This window comes from Cognatundibacterium curvum, assembly GCF_014284235.1.
Lineage (GTDB): Bacteria > Pseudomonadota > Gammaproteobacteria > Burkholderiales > Burkholderiaceae_D > Undibacterium > Undibacterium curvum.
In genome coordinates this window covers 174,376-194,152 of sequence record NZ_JACOGD010000004.1, presented here as the reverse complement: position 1 = coordinate 194,152, position 19,777 = coordinate 174,376, and the positions used below count along the sequence as shown (strand labels likewise).

12 protein-coding genes are annotated in these 19,777 nt (G+C 50.3%); 11 read left to right on the top strand and 1 reads right to left on the bottom strand.

The genetic code is table 11. From position 1 onward, the window contains the following. Positions 1-191 precede the first annotated feature (191 nt). From H8K43_RS09030 to pbpG, 3 genes are all read left to right on the top strand, one after another. Positions 192-686 carry an acyl-CoA thioesterase gene (locus H8K43_RS09030; protein WP_186903531.1) on the top strand — a complete coding sequence of 165 codons (495 nt, stop codon included), beginning with the start codon at positions 192-194 and terminating at the stop codon, positions 684-686. Then, complete coding sequence (locus H8K43_RS09025; RefSeq protein WP_186903530.1) at positions 673-1,368, top strand: nitroreductase; 696 nt, start codon at positions 673-675, stop codon at positions 1,366-1,368. Before H8K43_RS09030 ends, H8K43_RS09025 begins: the two co-directional genes overlap by 14 nt. Positions 1,369-1,524: 156 nt before the next feature. Further along, a complete protein-coding gene (gene pbpG / locus H8K43_RS09020; protein ID WP_186903730.1) occupies positions 1,525-2,547 on the top strand; it encodes a D-alanyl-D-alanine endopeptidase in 1,023 nt (340 codons plus the stop codon). A gap of 80 nt (positions 2,548-2,627) precedes the next feature. Here pbpG and glnE read toward each other — a convergent pair whose 3' ends face one another. After that, positions 2,628-5,354 (bottom strand): bifunctional [glutamate--ammonia ligase]-adenylyl-L-tyrosine phosphorylase/[glutamate--ammonia-ligase] adenylyltransferase, encoded by a 2,727-nt coding sequence (gene glnE / locus H8K43_RS09015; RefSeq protein WP_186903529.1) that lies wholly within the window; start codon positions 5,352-5,354, stop codon positions 2,628-2,630. Between the two features lie 230 nt (positions 5,355-5,584). Between glnE and H8K43_RS09010 the strand changes: the two genes are divergently transcribed. From H8K43_RS09010 to bcsA, 8 genes are all read left to right on the top strand, one after another. Next, positions 5,585-9,775, top strand: coding sequence for a YhdP family protein (locus H8K43_RS09010; RefSeq protein WP_186903528.1), 4,191 nt, complete (start codon positions 5,585-5,587; stop codon positions 9,773-9,775). After that, positions 9,772-10,569 carry a carbon-nitrogen hydrolase family protein gene (locus H8K43_RS09005; protein WP_186903527.1) on the top strand — a complete coding sequence of 266 codons (798 nt, stop codon included), beginning with the start codon at positions 9,772-9,774 and terminating at the stop codon, positions 10,567-10,569. Before H8K43_RS09010 ends, H8K43_RS09005 begins: the two co-directional genes overlap by 4 nt. 106 nt (positions 10,570-10,675) lie before the next feature. Then, positions 10,676-12,136 (top strand): metalloprotease TldD, encoded by a 1,461-nt coding sequence (gene tldD, locus H8K43_RS09000; RefSeq protein WP_186903526.1) that lies wholly within the window; start codon positions 10,676-10,678, stop codon positions 12,134-12,136. A 19-nt stretch (positions 12,137-12,155) separates the two neighbouring features. Beyond that, positions 12,156-12,917 carry a cellulose biosynthesis protein BcsQ gene (gene bcsQ / locus H8K43_RS08995; RefSeq protein ID WP_186903525.1) on the top strand — a complete coding sequence of 254 codons (762 nt, stop codon included), beginning with the start codon at positions 12,156-12,158 and terminating at the stop codon, positions 12,915-12,917. Between the two features lie 414 nt (positions 12,918-13,331). Beyond that, a complete protein-coding gene (gene bcsD, locus H8K43_RS08990; protein ID WP_186903524.1) occupies positions 13,332-13,823 on the top strand; it encodes a cellulose biosynthesis protein BcsD in 492 nt (163 codons plus the stop codon). Between the two features lie 24 nt (positions 13,824-13,847). Then, positions 13,848-14,417, top strand: a complete 570-nt coding sequence (bcsP, locus tag H8K43_RS08985; RefSeq protein WP_186903523.1) for a cellulose biosynthesis protein BcsP — start codon at positions 13,848-13,850, stop codon at positions 14,415-14,417. Next, positions 14,414-15,181 (top strand): cellulose biosynthesis protein BcsQ, encoded by a 768-nt coding sequence (gene bcsQ / locus H8K43_RS08980; protein WP_186903522.1) that lies wholly within the window; start codon positions 14,414-14,416, stop codon positions 15,179-15,181. Before bcsP ends, bcsQ (H8K43_RS08980) begins: the two co-directional genes overlap by 4 nt. Then, a complete protein-coding gene (gene bcsA / locus H8K43_RS19170) occupies positions 15,181-19,713 on the top strand; it encodes a UDP-forming cellulose synthase catalytic subunit (protein ID WP_186903521.1) in 4,533 nt (1,510 codons plus the stop codon). The genes bcsQ (H8K43_RS08980) and bcsA overlap by 1 nt, the downstream gene beginning before the upstream one ends. Positions 19,714-19,777: the final 64 nt, after the last annotated feature.

The following is a 19,777-nucleotide window of genomic DNA, read 5'->3' as shown; positions in this document are numbered from 1 at the left end:
CATTGCAATAAATTGATTATAATGAAATATTCTTGTTTGGCAACTCAAACATGAACAGTGGCTAAGGGAACTTGTCTCTATGGCTACAGAATGCGTTGCTCAGCAGATTGTGATCCGGCATTGTGACTGGACGATGAAAGAAGGGAGTGTGTTACACTTTTTGTTAGTGTTTCTTTCTGGAATTTCCATTCATGAATTCAAATGCACCTGTTCATCCTGTTAAACCTGTTACATCAGTCACAAACAGCATCAAAACCCGCAGGGATTTCAAGCGCTTCTATACACTGACAACCCGCTGGATGGATAATGATGTGTATGGGCATGTGAATAATGTCACCTACTACAGTTGGTTCGATACCGCAGTCAATCAGTATCTGATCAGTGAACAGGTGCTGGATGCGGAACATGGCCAGGTAATTGGTCTGGTCATCGAAACCCAATGCAATTACTTTGCACCCATCGCGTTTCCGGATGAGGTGACAGTCGGATTTGCGGTCAGCCGGCTGGGTAACACCAGCGTTCGTTATGAGTTAGGCATCTTCCGCAACGATGAGCAAGTCGCTTCTGCACAAGGGCATTTTATTCATGTCTACGTAGACAGAAATAGCCGGCGCCCCGTCCCGCTTCCCGGCGAGCTGAGGTCTGTATTAACTTTTATTCTGAGTGACTCTGATGACGCCAACTGAATTGCAGCAAGCTGTAGACCAGCTCATCACTGAACGCCATTCTGTGCGTGCTTTTTTGCCGGATCCTGTTCCTGCCGAGCTGCTGCAGGATTTGTTCAGGCTTGCGGCACGCGCACCTTCCGGAACCAATACCCAGCCCTGGAAAGTCTATGTGCTGACCGGGGAAAAGAAAAACCAGCTGTCGCAGAAAATCTTGCAAGCGCACGAACACCCAGATCCTGCCGCACCGCATACTGAGGAATATCACTACTATCCTTTGCAATGGACCAGCCCGTATCTGGACCGTCGCCGCAAAGTGGGCTGGGATTTATATGCTCTGCTGGGTTTGGGGCGTGACAACAAAGCAGGTATGCATGCCCAGCATGGTCGTAACTACACATTTTTTGATGCACCAGTCGGTTTGATGTTCACCATTGATCGCATCATGGAGCAGGGCTCCTGGCTGGACTATGGCATGTTTTTGCAAAACCTGATGCTGGCTGCAAAAGCGCGTGGACTGGATACCTGTCCGCAGGCTGCTTTTACCCAATATCACCGTATTATCAGCGAACATCTTTCCCTGCCAGATAGCGAGATGTTGGTTTGCGGCATGTCTTTGGGTTATGCTGATATGAGTAAGCCTGAAAACTCTTTGCAGACTGCGCGTGAGCCAGTTTCTGGATTTGTACGGTTTATGGAATAGCACTTCGCTATTCATTGCGGCCTGCACCCGTATAAAGTGAAATTAAATAAGAGTAAACTTCAATTGGAATCGCTAAGTCTTTAATTATCTTGCGATTTTTTTGAGATTTGCTACACTGCACTAAATTTTTTGGCATATTTTATGTAGGAGTTGTAGATAGTGAAATTTGCCCGTAAAGCAATTATTCTGAGCCTTGCTGCGCTTCTTCCTGCAGTTTCCCTCTCTGTACAAGCGACGGAATCCAAGCATCGTCATGTAAAAAAACACGTGGTACACAAAAAGTCTGCCAGGATCGCCGCCAATACAAAAGTGGTGAAGCGTTATGTGGTCGTGAACGGCAAACGTAAGCTGGTGACTGAGCATGTGGCTCTCGCCCCTGTCGTTGCAGAAAAACCCAGCGTAGGTGATATCGCAGGCTTAAAGCATGCTGATCCTTTGTCGCTACAGTCTAACGTAGCGTTTGTGGTGGACCAGACCAGCTCTAAAGTGCTGTTCGAAAAAAATTCGGATGTGTCTTTACCTATCGCGTCTATCACCAAACTGATGACCAGCCTGGTCGTGGTTGAGGCGCATCAGGATTTGAATGAGCAAATCGAAGTCACCACAGAAGACATCGACAAGGAAAAAGGAACCGGTTCACGCTTGAAAATTGGCGCTAAACTTACCCGTGCGGATATGTTGCATATCGCCTTAATGAGCTCGGAAAACCGTGCTGCTTCCGCGCTGGGTCGCAGTTATCCAGGAGGCTTGCCTGCTTTCGTGGCTGCCATGAATGCTAAAGCCAGACAATTGGGCATGAGCGACACCCATTATGTCGATTCCAGTGGTTTGTCCAGTCAGAACCGCGCCAGCGCGCGTGATCTGGTTAAGCTGGTCAACGCAGCGTATCAGCATCCTGTGATTCGTGAATATTCGACGGATTCAAAATATGTGGTCAATCCGGGCGGGCGTCCGCTGGAATACGGCACCTCAAATAAACTGGTCGCGAATCCTTCTTGGGAAATTGGTCTGCAGAAAACCGGCTATATTGCCGAAGCTGGGCGTTGTCTGGTGATGCAGGCGATGATAGAAGGGCGCGCGATTGTGATGGTGTTCCTGGATTCTAAAGGGAAGTATTCACGTCTGGCAGATGCCGGTCGCATCAAAAAATGGCTGGAATCGAATAAGCCACAAGCCTGACAAGTTTATTCTCATGTCGTTTACAAAAGCCGGTTTGCATTGCGCAGCCGGCTTTTTATTTGCTTAGCGCTAAGCCAGATTTACTCAGGAAATAAGCTCGCCCACAACTGCTGACTGGAATCGACTTCCCGACTGATTTTATCCAGTGCGACTCTGGCCCGGTCTTCACCCTGCAGCCGGATATTGTGCTGCAGTTTGCGCAAGCTGCGATAGGCCGATGCACTGCGTTGAGCCAGTTCAGTTGGAATCAGGCCCAGTTCGCCACAACGTTTCAGTAAGGCGATATTGCCGCTGTTTGCACTCAGTTCAGGATACTGATGTGCATGACGCAGCACCAGATACTGCACCATGAACTCCAGATCTATCATGCCGCCCGCATCATGTTTGAGGTCGAACAGTTCGCTGCGATTAGGGTGGGCATCGCGCATTTTTTTGCGCATTTGCAGCACTTCCTGACGTAAGCTGGCTTCATCTCTGGATTGACATAAGACTTGATGACGGATCGCTTCAAATTGCTGACCTATGCGCGCATCACCCGCACAATAGCGCGCGCGCGTGAGCGCCTGATGCTCCCATAACCAGGCTGATTTTTCCTGATATCGGGCGAAAGACTGTATCGATGAAACCAGTAAGCCACTGGCGCCGTCCGGGCGTAAGGCGATGTCTATATCAAACAAAATACCTGCCGGCGTATGGCTGGTCATCCAGGTAATGAAACGTTGAGCCAGTTTGGCGTAATTGGCTGGCGCGTCCTGTTCATCATCGTCATACAAGAAGATCAGGTCCAGATCCGATGCATAGCCCAGTTCCTTACCGCCCAGTTTGCCGTAGGCGATGACTGCAAACTGCGGGGTGTCACGATGGCGCGTCGCAATCGTCTGCCAGACAGCGGTTATCGTTGCTGCCACCATCAGATCTGCCAGTTGCGACAAGTCGTCGGCCAGATGTTCAACCGTGACTTGTCCTTCCAGATCCTGGGCCAGCAGACGGAATTGCATGGCGTGATGCATCTCGCGCAAAGTTTCTAATTGCCGTTCCGTGTCATCGCGATGTGCGAGTAATTCTTTCTCTAGCTCTTGCGAAAATAGCGCCCAGTCGGGGCGTGCCTGCAAGGCTGACTCATCCAGCAATTCGTCAAGTAACAGCGGATGGCGGGTCAGGAACTTGGCGGCCCAATCACTGGCATCCATCATACGGATAACGCGGGCCAGTGCATCCGGGTATTCGGTCAGCAGCGACAGGTAGGCTGAACGGCGCGCGATTGCCTCCATCAAGTCGAGAAAGCGGTGCCAGCAACTGAGTTGATTTTGAGCCTGCGTACCGATCAGGCGCATGGCCTGGTTAAACAAGGCCAGCAACTTCTGGCGACTGGCTTCGCTGAGTGTCTGTATCCGGCCTGAATGCCAGTGTGCATTCAAGCGGCGCGCCGCTTCATGTGCATCATGGAAGCCTGCCTCACCGAACTGAGAGATCAGTAAATCTTCATCTTCACTGCTGTTAAGATTGGCGATCAGCTGCGCTTCACCGGCTTCCGCTGCATCATCTGCTTTATCTTTGAAAATGGTATCAAACTGCGTTGCGACAAACTGCCGGTGGACTTGCAGCGCATCCAGCAATGGCGCTACTTGCGGATAGCCCATCATGTTGGCGATGCGCAGTTGGTCTTCTTCTTTCGAGGGGAAGGTATGAGTTTGCGCATCATCCAGATATTGCAGTCTATGCTCCAGGTTTCTCAGGAACACATAGGATTGCTGCAACTGTGTGACGATGTCGGCATCCAGAATATTTTTTTCACTCAAAATAGTCAGGGTGTTGCGGGTAGAGCGGTCACGCAGGCTGGCATCGCGCCCGCCACGTATCAGTTGAAAGACCTGAGCCAGAAATTCCACTTCGCGTATGCCACCACGCCCTAGTTTGACGTTGTTACTGCGCTCAGGATGGCGCGTCTCCTGACGTACTACTTCTGCACGGATTTGCGCATGCATAGAGCGCAGCGAATCAATCGCACCGAAATCCAGGTAGCGCCGGTACACAAAAGGACGGATGATTTTTTCCAGTTGCAGCAAGTCCTCAGGCTGACCACTCATGGCTCTGGCTTTAACCCAGGCATAGCGTTCCCATTCACGTCCTTGCACCATGAAATATTCTTCCAGCATGCCGAAGCTGGCGACCAGCGGGCCAGAATTACCATTGGGCCGCAAGGCCATATCGACACGGAAGCTGTAACCGTCTTCCGTCACCTCGGAAATCGCTGCGATCAGTTTCTTGCCTAAGCGACTGAAGTATTCATGGTTAGACAGGCTGCGCTGTGCAGCGTCATGACAGCGGGTCTCGCCATCTTCTGCATAACAAAAAATCAGATCGATATCGGATGAGACATTGAGTTCGTAACCACCCAGCTTACCCATGCCCAGCACGATCAGGGATTGTTCTGCGCCACTTTCTTCACCGACCGGGACGCCATATAGCGCGCGCATTTCCAGGTCGAGTGCGGCTAAGTGTTGTGCCACTACAAAGTCGGCAAACTCGCTGATAGTCGTGACCACTTCATGCATATCCGCTCGTCCGCTCAGATCGCGCTCGATCAGTGTAACGAGTACAAGGTTGCGCAAACGTCGCATTGCCTTGTTCAAACTGGCACCGGATGAAATTTCTTTTTGTAAAATCTGCGCAAAATCCGCTTTGCTAAAGGATAATCTGCTTATTTCCTGCAGCTGTGCGCCTCGTTCTGGTGCTCCCTGCAGCCAGCGTTGTAAAAAACGGGACAGTGCTGCGGCGTTGGTTGGGAAATTTTCCGTATGGCTCATAGGGGAGACTGGATGGGTTGTCGATCAGCAGGATAGCTGCTGGGAAGCAGGTTGGCTCTGATTGTAAGTGATTTCCCGCGCTTACAGAACCCGTACCTGCCATGTTCGCAGAGGAATCCGGTATCGTCCTGATTCGATATTTAATCAATGAAAAGCATGAGACGTAGTTTAAATAACCATGTGCCGGGTCACAGGTCTGACACCGGTGTGCAAAGAAGCGAATGTCTTGAATGACAAAAGAAGCTGCTTCACCTGCACCGACCCGTCGTAGCCGCCACTTGCTGTCTTCTCTGAGGATGCTGGTTGCCTTGCCCTGTCGCCATTTGTGGCGAGCGGGGGGACGTAGCCTGCGCGTTTTGTGTTGGGGGCTGCTGGGGCTGTATTTTATGTTTTGCCTGCTAGTGCTGGTGTTGCGCTATGTGCTGTTGCCCCAGGTTAGCAACTACCAGACTGAAGTCGAAACTGCGCTGGCCGCGTCGATAGGACGTCCGGTAAAAATTGCATCACTGGAGGCAAGCTGGCAAGGCTTACATCCCCAGTTTGCGCTGCACCAGGTGCAGCTGTTTGATCAGCGTGGCCAACTTGCGCTGGCCTTGCCTGAAGTCCGTACCACTTTGTCGTGGTGGAGTCTGGTACTGGCTGAGCTGCGTTTTCAACGTATAGAACTGCTGGCACCAGAACTGACCGTACAACGCGATGTACAAGGTCAGTTGAATATCGGTGGTTTTTTACTGGATACTCAGCGTAAGGGCGATGGCAAAGGACTGGACTGGGTATTGGCGCAGCAGCAAATACGCATAAAGGATGGCAGGCTGCATTGGATAGACCAGACGCGGGCAACGCCTGCGGCCGATCTGCTTGGTGTCAACTTTGATTTGCGTAATCATTGGCAGCAGCATCAATTCTCTTTGCAGGCGCAAATGAGTGGGGGATTGGCGCAGCCCATGGATGTCAGGGGTAATTTGCGCCATGCTTCATTTGCTAAGACCCTGCTGAACCGCTCAGTCTGGTCAGGTGAAATTTATGCCTTGCTGAGTCAGGCCGATTTGCCTGTCTTGCAGGCTTATTTGCCGATGAACAGCCAGTTGCAACAAGGAAAAGGCACGCTACGCGCCTGGATGCAGCTGGATGCCGGTAGGATGGCTGATCTGACGCTGGATGTCTTACTCAAGGACGTACAAGGCAAATTTGCGAAAGATCTGCCTGTGCTGGATATGCAAGAAATTCGTGGTCGCATTACGGCCAGTGAAAAAATATCTTTTGCAAAAAAATATTTGCCCTCGGTGTTTGGCCCTGCTGGGCACACTCTCGCGCTGACTGACTTTAGCATGACGGCCCGTGACGGGTTGCGTCTGCCCCCAACCTCGATTAAAGAAAGTTTTACGCCTGGTAGCGATGGTCAGCCAGAACGTGTCGAACTGTCTTCACCCATGCTGGATTTGCAGACTTTAGTCCAGTTTGCGGAGCACTTGCCCTTGCCTGCAGGGCAGCGCCAGATGCTGACTGATTTTGCGCCTAAAGGCGTACTGAAAAACCTGCATGCGCAATGGAGCGGCAGTTATCCGGAAATCGTCAGCTATCAGGTGCAGGGACAGTTTGAGAATTTATCCTTACGTGCACAAGTCGCCAGAGCCGCTCAGGCGGCGCGTGGCAAGCGACCGGCGACAGCGGCTGTTCCTGCCATTCCAGGCTTTGATAATTTATCCGGCAGTATCGAAGCCAATGAAAAAAACGGCAAGCTGGTACTGGATTCCAAAGCCTTAGCGCTGCATACCGCCAGTTACTTTGTCGATCCATCTCTGTATTTTGATCGCTTGTTTGTGCACGCCAACTGGAAGATCGCCAGCGATGATCAGCTCACGGTTCAGCTACAAAAATTCGATGCAGCACAAGGAAATATGCGCGCCAGCTTCAGTGGCAGACACAGCGTGTCGCTGCGTCCAGATAGAGACAATCCGGCCGGCAATCTGGATCTGAGCGGCCGTATCGACCGTTTCGATCTGAAAACCATCGATAAATACATACCTGCCAGCGCGCCGCAGGACTTGCGTCATTGGCTGACCCATGCCTTGCTGGATGGCTATGCTGATGAGGTAAAGCTCAAAGTGAAAGGGGATTTATCTCACTTTCCGTTTGCGGCTAACGATAGCCGTGCCGCACAGGCTGGCGAGTTCCGGGTTAAGGGTAGTCTGAGTGGCGCTAAACTGGATTTTACGGCAGGTGAACTGAGAGAGGGATCGAAGCAGGCACTTTGGCCAGTCATCGATCAGATACGTGGCAGCTTTGTGTTTGAGCGCGCACGCATGGAAATTTCCGGTGACACCGCGAAGACGCTTGGCGTAGATCTGAAAAAAGTGAAAGCCATCATCCCTGATTTGATGACGCATGGTGCCGTGTTGCAGATTGATGGGATAGCATCAGGGCCGCTGCAGCAAATGCTGGGCTATGTCGCTGCCAGTCCGGTGCAGACCTGGCTCGGTCATTTTCTGGATGAGACCAAGGCCAGTGGCTCGTCTTCATTAAATCTGAAACTGCAACTTCCGCTGCAACATCTGATCGACGCTAAGGTGAATGGCATTCTGCAGTTTCAAAATAATGATGTATCGCTGCAGCCGGGAATTCCTCAGGTCAGCGCGGCGAATGGCAAACTGGAGTTCAATGAAACCGGGTTGACAATCCCAGCACTGAAGGCGATGGCACTGGGTGGCCCGGTGGTCATCAGTGGCGGCAGCCAGAAAGACAATACGATACGGATCAGGCTTGATGGCACGGCCAGTGCACAAGGGTTGATCGCCTATTTGCCACCCGAGCACCGCAGAATCATGGATGGGCGGCTGTCTGGCTCCAGTCGTTATACTGCTGCAGTGAGTGTCAAAAAGCAGTTGCCAGAGATTGTGGTGGAATCCAGCCTGCAAGGCATGGCACTGCATTTTCCTGAACCGCTGCGCAAGGCCGCAACTGAAATCTTGCCATTGAAAGTGGAGTTAACGCCGCTGGCAAGCAATGAGAATATTCAGTTCCGCGATGAGTTAAAGCTGCAGTTGGGCGCTCTGGTACAAGCACGCTTTCAGCGGCAAAAGCAGCGCGACAGCGATAAAGGCTGGCGCGTGGTGCGTGGCGGAATAGGCGTAGGTCAGTCTGCACCTGAGTCTGAGCAGGGCATGGCCTGGCAAATTCAGCTGCCTCAGTTGAATGTCGATGAATGGTCGCAATGGCTGGATAGCATGTCAGCAAAGGCGAATGGAGCTGTGTCGCTGCCAGACACCGGGCTGGAATCGTATTTTTATCCGGCATCTGTGCAGTTGCGCGCAACGCGTCTTCAGTTGATGGGAAAACAGTTCGATGATATGCAACTCAGTTTGAATCAGCAAAAAGGGAACTGGAAAGCGAGCATGAAGTCCAGTCAGGTGGCGGGAACGCTTAGCTGGAATGAGGCAGCGCTGGCGCAAGCAAATTCCAATATCACAGGCCGCTTCGATTATCTGAAAATTCCAGCCTCAGCGGCCAGGGAAGTGACTGAGCTGTTAGATGGAAAAAAAACGCAGACACAGTTGCCCGGTCTCGACATTGTGGTGGATCAGTTTGAACTGGTGAATAAAAAAATGGGTCGCTTGGAACTGCAGGCCAGTAACCAGCTGGTCAACGGTCGCAGCGAGTGGCAACTGCGTAAAATCAATTTGAAAAATCCCGATGCAGAATTAAAAGCCACAGGTAAATGGCTGCAACAGGCAGATGCCGGGCAGACCCAGCTCGAATATGCGCTGGAAATTCAGAATGCGGGGCAATTGCTGAACCGGCTTGGTTTTGCCAATGTCTTACAAGGTGGTAAAGGTAAAATTGAAGGCAACTTGCGCTGGACTGGTCTGCCATTTGCGATGGATTTGCCCTCCATGACAGGAAAAATACAGCTTGATCTGGCTGCCGGTCAGTTTTTAAAAGTGGATCCGGGTGCCGCGAAGTTATTGGGTGTATTGAGTATGCAATCCTTGCCACGCCGCCTGACACTGGACTTCCGCGATGTGTTTTCTGAAGGCTTTGCATTTGATGGTATCAATGGCAATGCTGTGATCGAAAAAGGGCTGGCGCATACCGAGAATCTGAAAATGCGCGGCTTGAATGCGACCGTTCTGATGGCCGGTAAAGCTGACCTTGTGCATGAAACCCAGGACTTGCATGTGGTTGTGATTCCGGTGGTGAATGCAGGTGCTGCTTCGGTTGTGTACGGACTGGCAGTGAATCCTGTCATTGGACTTGGGACTTTTCTGGCGCAATTGTTTTTGCGTGAACCTTTGGCCAAGGCCTTTACATTTGAATATGGCGTGACCGGCTCCTGGACTGAGCCGGTCGTAAAAAAACTGGAGGGTGGCCTCAGCAACAGTGCTTCCTCAGCTGAAACCAGTAAAACGGGGAGACGTGAATGATGAGGGTTGCGGCAATACAGATGATTTCGTCTTCTGACTTGAATAACAATCTGGCGACAGCAGAGCGCCTGCTACGGCAGGCTGCAGCAGACGGAGCACAGCTGCTGCTCTTGCCCGAATACTGGCCCTTAATGGGACAGCAGGATACGGATAAATTATTGATTGCAGAAGAAGCCGGGAATGGCCGTATGCAGACGTTTTTATCTGCAATCGCGCGCGAACTAGGCGTCTGGCTGATAGGTGGAACCATACCCTTGAAGTCTGCTGAAGCGGATAAGGTACTGAATACGACCTTAGTCTATGGGCCGGATGGTGAATTGAAAGCGCGTTACGACAAAATGCATCTGTTTGGTTTTCAGAAGGGCAGTGAGTCTTATGAAGAGTCGCGCACCATCACAGCGGGTCATGAAGTTGTCAGTTTTGATTCTGAACTGGGCAGGATAGGACTGGCGATCTGTTATGACCTGCGCTTCCCTGAGTTGTTTCGCGCAATGGGGCCTTGCAACCTGATGATAGTGACCGCAGCTTTTACTCATACGACTGGAGAGGCACACTGGGAAATCCTGTTGCGCGCCAGAGCTGTTGAGAATCAATGTTATTTGCTGGCATGTGGTCAGGGTGGACTACACAGCAATGGTCGCCGAACCTGGGGGCATAGCATGTTGATTGATCCCTGGGGTAAGGTGCTGGCCTGCCAGGCTGAAGGTGAGGGCGTTGTAGCTGGCGAGATAGATCAGGCACAGATCGCGTCAGTCAGAGAGAGCCTGCCAGCCTTACGTCATCGCCGCATGTGATCCTGCTGTTCTGTCAGCCTGAATATTTGCGTTCCTTCTGTGTTGCAGGCGGCTTCTGAACTACAATGCCTGCATTACTGTTTTTTCTGCGTGAGCCTCTTAATCTATGACTTCCAGCGTACCGACTCCTAGCCATTTGACCATCGCTCGTGATGTGTTGCTTACTCCTTTTGGACTGGACGAAAATCAGTTAAATCAGGTTCTCGCCTCGATGTTTACGCATCGTGTTGATTACGCGGATCTGTACTTCCAATTTACCCGCAGCGAAGGCTGGAGTCTGGAAGAAGGTATCGTCAAGACCGGTAGTTTTTCTATCGATCAGGGTGTTGGTGTGCGTGCTGTGTCTGGCGATAAAACCGCATTTGCGTATTCCGATGAAATTTCTGCGAAAGCGCTGTCCGAAGCTGCGGTGGCAACCCGTACCATTGCGCGCCAGGGTGCCGGTAAAGTAAAAGTCGCTAAAACCATGGCTGAAGCGGTGGGACGCGATTTATATTTGCCGAACGACCCCTTACATTCTCTGGATGCGAATCAGAAAGTGCGCTTGCTGGAGCGGGTAGAGCGCATTGCGCGCGCGAAGGATCCACGCATTGTGCAGGTGATGGCTTCGCTGTCCGGTGAATACGATGTGGTGATGGTGGCGCGTAGCGATGGCGTGATGGCAGCGGATGTGCGACCGCTGGTGCGGGTATCGGTCACTGTCATCGCTGAACAGAATGGCCGGCGTGAAATGGGTTCCAGTGGCGGTGGTGGCCGCTACGACTATGCTTACTTTACAGATGCTTTGCTGGAGAAATTTGCCGATGAGGCGGTCAAGTCTGCGCTGGTGAATCTGGATGCACGTCCGGCACCGGCTGGACCGATGACAGTCGTATTGGGACCGGGCTGGCCTGGCGTATTGTTGCATGAGGCAGTCGGACATGGCCTCGAAGGTGATTTTAACCGTAAAGGTTCCAGCACTTTCTCAGGCCGCATCGGCGAACGGGTAGCTGCCAAAGGCGTGACAGTGGTGGATGATGGCACGATGCAAAACCGGCGCGGTTCCCTGAATATCGACGATGAAGGTAATCCTACCCAGTGCAATGTACTGATAGAAGACGGCATCCTGAAAGGCTATATGCAGGATACGATGAATGCGCGTCTGATGAAAATGGATATTACCGGTAATGCGCGCCGCGAGTCATTTGCACACTTGCCTATGCCGCGCATGACCAATACCTACATGCTGGCTGGCGACAAAGATCCGGAAGAGATACTGGCCTCTGTTAAGAATGGTCTGTACGCCGTCAATTTTGGTGGCGGGCAGGTGGATATCACGAATGGTAAATTCGTGTTTTCAGCCAGTGAGGCATACATGATAGAGAACGGAAAAATCAGCTATCCGGTCAAGGGCGCGACGCTGATCGGTAATGGACCAGAGGTGCTCAATCATGTGTCAATGATAGGCAATGATCTGCAACTGGATTCCGGTATTGGCGTGTGTGGTAAAGAAGGGCAAAGCCTGCCAGTCGGTGTAGGTCAGCCCAGCATGCGCATAGAGGGGCTGACTGTAGGCGGAACCGCTTAATACCGACAGGGCTATACCTATGTTTGTCATCGCTATCGTATCCGCTAAAGGCGGTGTTGGAAAAACAACGGTGTCGGCTAATCTTGCTGCAGGTTTCGCACAACGTGGGCGGCCAGTGGCTGTGATTGATCTGGATCCGCAAAATGCCATGCAATGGCATTTGGGGGGACTTGACCCGGATGTCGCTAAGGGCATCAGTTCGCTCAATGCCAGCAGGACGCGCTTGGCGGGTGTTATGCATCAAACTCCCTTTGATGTGGTGCTGGTTCCATATGGCAGTTGCAGCGAGCAACGCAGACAAAAATTTGAAGCGACGCTGGCAGCGCAGGATGACTGGCTGAAAACTAAGCTTGTGGCAGCAAAGTTGCCGGATCAGACGATAGTCATACTCGATACACCTCCCGGACCATCTGTGTATCTGAAACAAGCCATACGTGCGGCCGATTTTTTGCTGGCGGTAGTTCTGGCTGATGCGGCTTCTTACTCAACTTTACCGGAAATGGAAGCGCTGATTGCCAGCTATACCGCCGGATCAAAAGTCAAAATTGGGTCCGCCTACCTGATCAACCAAGGTACTCAACGTCAGTTGGCACAGGATGTGCTCTCTTTGTTTTCTGAAAAATTAGGACCGAGAATGCTGCCTTTCGTTGTGCCAGAAAGTGATGCTGTTGAAGAGGCATTGGCTTTTGAGCGCCCGGTCGTGGTACATCAACCTGAAAATGCTGCGGCCAAAAACATTTTTGAAATGACAGATTGGTTAATTCGCGGCTTACCACGTTAAGGCTAGTTAGCAGTGCGTTATGCATAGCAAGAGCGTTTTAACTGAAGTTACACACCATCTTACATGTAATTTATTAATGATATTTACATGTGAATAGAAATTTTCATACTTTTGTATATATTTTTGTATTTATTTTTCTGTTTTCAGGTCGTTATGCAAAAAGACCTATATGTGAAATGGCAGTTAAGTTGTGCTACTTTTATTTCGTAAAAATTGTTGCAAAAAAATATTTCTTTTAAATTAATCTTGCTCTTATTTTTAAATTAAGTGTCCTGCGTATAGATTGTTGACAATTGTATATGGTAACTCACTGGACTGCAGGTTGCGTCGGATGGTAGAGTTGTAAGTAGTTGTAAGCGGTTTCGGTAAATTTCCCGGGATTGTTATTGCAATCATTTTGTGGAAGTGTTCATTATGTCAAAAAACGATCTCCAGTATTACGAGTCTCAGCAATGTTCATTGCAATGGCGCGCTTTTTTGAATGCATTTTCAGCAGAATTCTCTACCAAGGGCGACTTAAAGGATTTGCGATTATTCATGCAGCAGTTGGGTCGCACTATGGCTGCCGGTCTTGGGTTTCAGGGCGGAGACAGCTTGCAGTTGCTTGAAGATAATATGAATGCAATTTGGGAGCGCATGCATTGGGGGTGGGTGGAAGTGAACGAAGAAGCTGAAGCCCTGGTGCTGCTACATCATGCAAGCCCACTCAAGGCGGCATTTGGTGAACAGTCACTGGTTTGGACCCCAGCCTTGCTGGAAGGTATTTATGCGAGCTGGTTTGAGGGGATGGGAATGGACCCTTCATTACGGTTGCAGCAAAAAACCAGTGATGTGGGTATAGCTCAGGTTTTGGTCTTTGAGCTCAAGAGACAGGTAGAGGAGTCGCCATTTTTCGGGCGTCGTTGAAATGCAGCGTAATGCTTTCGCTAAATGATGAAGACGGTGAATATTATGGATGACGATATTAAAAATCTGTTTCAGAAGTTTGGGCAGCCCGCCAGTGGTTATCGGGAAATTAATCGCGATGTAGATAGTGAACAGGCAAGGCAGCGTTGGCCTTTATTGCGTGATGTACGTGTGCATGCTGCCTCCTATGCCGAGGATGATGCAGACGAAGCTACGGAATTTTCTTTGTCAGCATTGACGCAGCAGAATCAGGATGCCTCACCATATCTGAATGTGGCAGTGCCCGATTCGCGTGCGTTACCAGCTCAGGCTGGGCAGCTATTTCGCTTTGACCAGTCTGCCCCTTCTGTTCAACCTGAAACTCAGCCCGAAACGCAGGTCCGGCAAGCTGCTGCCGCAAATGCTCCTCCTGTGCAGCGTGTACAGTCTTTGTTTAGTGGAGTAGCTGCAGCACCTGAGATTGTCCCAGGGGTAGGTCAAAACAAACAGCGTTCCGTCAGTGCAATACTTGATCGACTGGCAAAAAAGCCAGAACAAAGTAAGAGTATCGAGACACCTAATCAATCCTTCTTCAAAAAAATATTCAGGTCATGAGAGTTGTCGCTGTTATTTCTCCCAAAGGTGGCGTCGGAAAAACGACGGTAACAGCCAATCTGGCTGCCGCACTTTCGCAATTAGGGGAAAGGATAACAGTACTGGACCTTGATCCGCAAAATGCCTTACGTTTGCATTTTGGCATGTCCTATGAAGAAACTTCGGGTATAGCCAGACCTGAGGCTGCTGCCGGTGGTTGGCGTCCGTTTTTGCATGTCAGCCGTTTTGGGGTGGATTTTATTCCTTACGGTATTGTTAATGCTCAAGAGCGTGAACAATTTGAACACAGCGTTAAGTTCCAACAGGATTGGTTGTTTCAGCATTTGAATTCTCTCGGATTGCCGGAAAATGCCGTAGTGTTGATTGATACGCCACCCGGCCCCAGCATCTATTTGCAGCAAGTATTACAAGTGGCGCATGTAGGACTGGTAGTGTTAAGGCCGGATGCAGCTTCTTACTCTACTGTGCCGTCAATTGAAGCCTTGCTTGAGTTTTATACCGGTAAGCGTAAGGATTTTCTTGGTCATTGTTTCGTATTGAACCAAATGGATGCATCTAAGCAATTATGTCGGGATGTTTACGGCATGTTACGTGCGCAATTAGGGGGGCGGTTTGTACCAGCCGCGATCCATCGCGATGAAGGGGTCAGGGAGGCACTCGCCTGTCAGATGCCAGTTGCAGAATATGCGCGATTCTGCTCCGCTACGCAGGATGTGCAGCATCTGGCACAGTGGTTGCAAACTCACTTCGGGCTGATCGACTAATGCGCTCAATATTGAATTCCCGTTACATGTATGGCCGTCTCAATGAGTTTGGCCGCGCTATGGTGAACTGGAACGGATGGGAGGCGAAAGGCCCGCGTATTGTGGCACTGATCTTCGCTGCTTTACTATATTGGACTGCAATCAGTGTTCCTATGGATCTGCCTTTGCAGATACTGTTTTCTACCGTTGTTTTTTTGGCCGCGATGTATCTGCGCCGTTACACCGGTACTCTGATTTCGCTGATTATGGTGATGTTTTCGGTGAGTGCAACCAGTCGTTACATCTACTGGCGGATTGCTTACACCATTGACACAGAAAACCTTATCGATTTGTTTTTTGCACTGGTACTGATCATGGCCGAGGTCTATGCCTGGCTGGTTTTATTGCTGGGCTATCTGCAAACTGCCTGGCCACTGAAGCGTAAGCCAGTGATACTGCCCGCAGATACTTCCAGCTGGCCTACCGTTGATCTGTTTATCCCAAGCTATAACGAAGACTTAAGCGTGGTAAAGCCCACGGTGATGGCTGCGATGGGCATCGATTGGCCCAAAGATAAGCTCAATATCATCATTCTGGACGATGGTCGTCGTCCAGAGTTTGCAGAATTTGCCGCATCGATCGGTGTGCAATGCTTCACACGAGCAGATAACAATCACGCTAAAGCTGGCAATATTAATGCCGCGCTGAAGCGAACAAATGGAGAGTTTGTCGCCATTTTTGATTGCGATCACATGCCGACCCGTTCCTTTTTGCAGTACACCATGGGCTGGTTTCTGGTTGATCCAAAGTTGGCCATGGTTCAGACCCCCCACCATTTTTTATCGCCCGATCCATTTGAACGTAATCTGCAGACTTTCCGTAATGTTCCGAATGAAGGTGAGTTGTTTTATGGCCTGATTCAGGATGGGAATGACCTTTGGAATGCCACTTTTTTCTGTGGTTCCTGTGCCATTTTGCGCCGTACTTGTCTGGAAGAAGTCGGTGGAATTGCCGTTGAGACTGTGACTGAGGATGCGCACACCGCCCTGAAGATGCAGCGTTTAGGCTATAACACGGCCTATCTGGCTTTACCGCAGGCAGCCGGCCTGGCAACTGAAAGTTTGTCTGCGCACGTTGGTCAGCGTATCCGCTGGGCACGCGGTATGGCACAGATATTCCGGGTCGACAATCCATTGCTAGGCAAGGGTTTATCCTTTGGGCAGCGGCTTTGTTATAGCAATGCAATGCTGCATTTTTTCTATGGTTTGCCACGTATGGTGTTTTTGCTGGCGCCAATTTCCTATCTGTTTTTCGAAGTCCATATTATTAAAGCCTCTGCACTGACGATTGCAGCTTATTCTTTACCGCATCTGCTACATGCGAATCTGACGAATTCGCGGATACAAGGTGCGCATCGTCATTCATTCTGGGCTGAAGTGTATGAAGCCACGCTGGCCTGGTATATTTTCCGCCCAACTCTGGTCGCGCTGATCAATCCCAAACTCGGTAAATTTAACGTGACGGCTAAGGGGGGGCTGGTTGAAAAGGAACATTTTGACTGGGTCATCTCTAAACCATATCTGGTCATGCTGGGATTGAATATTCTGGGGTTCCTGATCGGCATAGGCCGTGCCTTGTGGTGGAATACCTTCGAATTAGACACAGTGATCCTGAATATGCTGTGGACTATCTATAACCTTGTGATATTGGGCGCGACACTGGCTGTGGCGACCGAAACCAAGCAGGTGCGCCGTACCCATCGTGTACGTGCTGTCCTCAATGCCAGCCTGCGGCTGCCAACTGGACACTCACTGGTTTGTCAGACCGAAGATTTTTCCATGGGCGGTATGTCTTTCCGGGTACCTGAAGCGTTTTTGATGGAAAAAGAAGCCGGATTGATGGTCTCGCTATATGGAACCAATGGTGAATCGGTATTTCCGGCTAAAGTGATTTTTTCCAAAAAAGGTTTGCTCAGCGTGCAGTTCCTCGAACTGGACATGAAGCAGCAGATGGAACTGATCAGTTGCACCATAGGTCGTGCCGACGTTTGGCTAAACTGGTCCAATGAGCGTGACGTGGATCATCCTCTCAATGGACTGAAAGAGATTGCCATGCATAGTGTGAGCGGGTTTGTACGATTCGGTGCCAGCATCAGACAATATTTGAGCAAAGATACAAGCGATATGGACACATCAACTACTAATGCAACGAATAAAGAGAAGAGATCGAAAATGAAAATGCCTTGGAAACGTACCGCGAAATCAACGCTGGCCATTGCGATCGCTTTAGGCTTGTCATTCTCCGTAACGGATGATGCTGCTGCCAAAACTAAAAAATCTAAAATGTCTGAGGCGGCAACGGAGGAAATAGAAAAGCCAGCGGCTGAGTCCACTACGCCACAGGCTGCGTCAGGACAAAAAGTCTACAACCTCAGCCTCAAGCAAATGGGGCAGGAAAACGGTATCGAATTGCGCGGCGTAGAAGGTGAGCGCTCATTCCCATTTACTGTGCGCAGTGACGAGGTCATCACTTCAGCGAAAGTGCGTTACGGTATTGCCTACTCACCAGCGTTGCTGCCTGAGCTGTCTCATATCAAAGTGTTGGTCAACAATGAACTGGTCAGCGTGGTTCCGCTGCCGAGAGAGACCAGTAAAGGTATTGTTCGTGAAGACAGTATTGATCCACGTTATTTTGCAGACTTCAATCAACTGAGTTTCAAACTGATCGGCCACTACACACGTGATTGCGAAGACCCGTTTCACTCGAGTTTGTGGGCCCGCCTGAGCAATACGACCTATCTGGAGCTGACTGTCAGTCCGATCGAACTGGCCAATGATTTGGCTCTGTTGCCAGCTCCTTTCTTCGACAAGCGAGACTCAAAACTGTTGGAGTTACCCTTTGTGTTACCTGCATCTCCGTCACTCGATGTACTGAAAAATGCAGGTACCGTTGCTTCGTGGTTTGGGCACCTGGCGTCTTACCGTGGTTCACGTTTTCCGATTGCAGCGAGCGGTTTGCCAAAAGGCAATGCCATCGTTTTCGCGACTGCGAAAGAAGCGCCGGCCGGGCTCCAGTTGCCTGCAATTAATGGCCCTACCCTGATGGTGGTACCGAATCCGGTTAGTCCGAAAACGAAGCTACTGCTGGTCATGGGACGTGACGCAGCTGAATTGAAAACAGCGGTCCAGGCGTTGACGCTGGGGCAGATAGCGATGTCCGGGCCATCTGCTGTGATTAAAAATCTGAAAGAGCCTAATCCACGCCTTGCCTATGACGCACCTAAGTGGCTGCCTACTCACAGACCTGTCAAGTTCGGCGAATTGGTGCCGAACGAAAATCTCCAAGTCAGTGGGATGGCGCCGGATTTGATTCGTGTGAATATACGAGTCGCTCCTGATTTGTTTACCTGGCAAAAAGAAGGAGTGCCCATTGATTTGCGCTACCGTTTTACACCACGCCCTAATGTAGATAAATCCACGCTCAATATTGGCATCAACGAAGATTTTGTTGGCGCATTGTCTTTATCCGGTGCCGAAATTGAAAAAGGCAAGATCAAAGAATCCGTGATGCTGTTCTTTAAAGACGGACATCGTTTTGCGCAAGAAGAAGTGCAGTTGCCTATTTTCCGTATTGGTGCTGAAAACCAATTGAAATTCCACTTCTTTTATGACTATCCAAAGCAGGGTGCATGTAAGGACGTTTATCTGGATAATGTGCGTTCGGCCATTGATCCGGATTCGACGATTGATTTTTCGCACATGCCGCATTACGCAACCTTCCCAAATCTGGCCTATGTCGCGAATGCTGGTTTCCCTTACACACGATTTGCTGATTTGTCTGAAACGGCAATCATCATGCCGGATCGGTCGACAATTCCCGAGATGGAAGTATTTTTAAACCTTATGGGACGTATGGGCGAATCGACAGGGTATCCTGTTACCAATGCTAGTCTGATACGGGGGGGCGACGTAGAAAAACACAGCAATAAAGAATTGCTGGTGATTGCAACAGCGGGTAATCAGCCTTTGTTGAAGCAGTGGGCGAAATACATGCCGTTGACCATGGACGAAACTGGTAATCGCTTGCAATTACCAACAGGATTTTTACGTGTACTGGCACGTTGGAATGGTAAGGATCTGGATGATATTGAACGCCGCTCAGGCGAAATGCTGGCAGCCACCGGAAATAACTTTGGGGCGATGATGCAGTTTCAGTCACCTTTATCCAGCGGTCGGAATGTTATCGTTCTGACTGCCGGTGATGGGCGCAGTTTGCTGGATCTGACGGAAGGATTGAACAAAGCCGATGTGAAGAGTAAGTATCAGGGTGATCTGGTGTTGTTAAAGGGGGATCGTGTGGCGAGTTTCCTGCTTGGCGATACGTATTACGCAGGTAACCTGCCGCTGTGGACCTGGATAAAATGGACCCTGTCCGGTCAGCCGGTGTTGTTGATACTGTTCCTGATGCTGGCATCATTGATCGCAGCGACATTGTTATTCCGCTTTTTGAAGCGCAAAGCAGCGACGCGTTTGCGCGATAGCAGCGACGAATAATTAAGGCAAACTAGGCGGGTAAATCAGGCCATGCTGCGCAATCTGCGTCGTATGGCCTCGATGC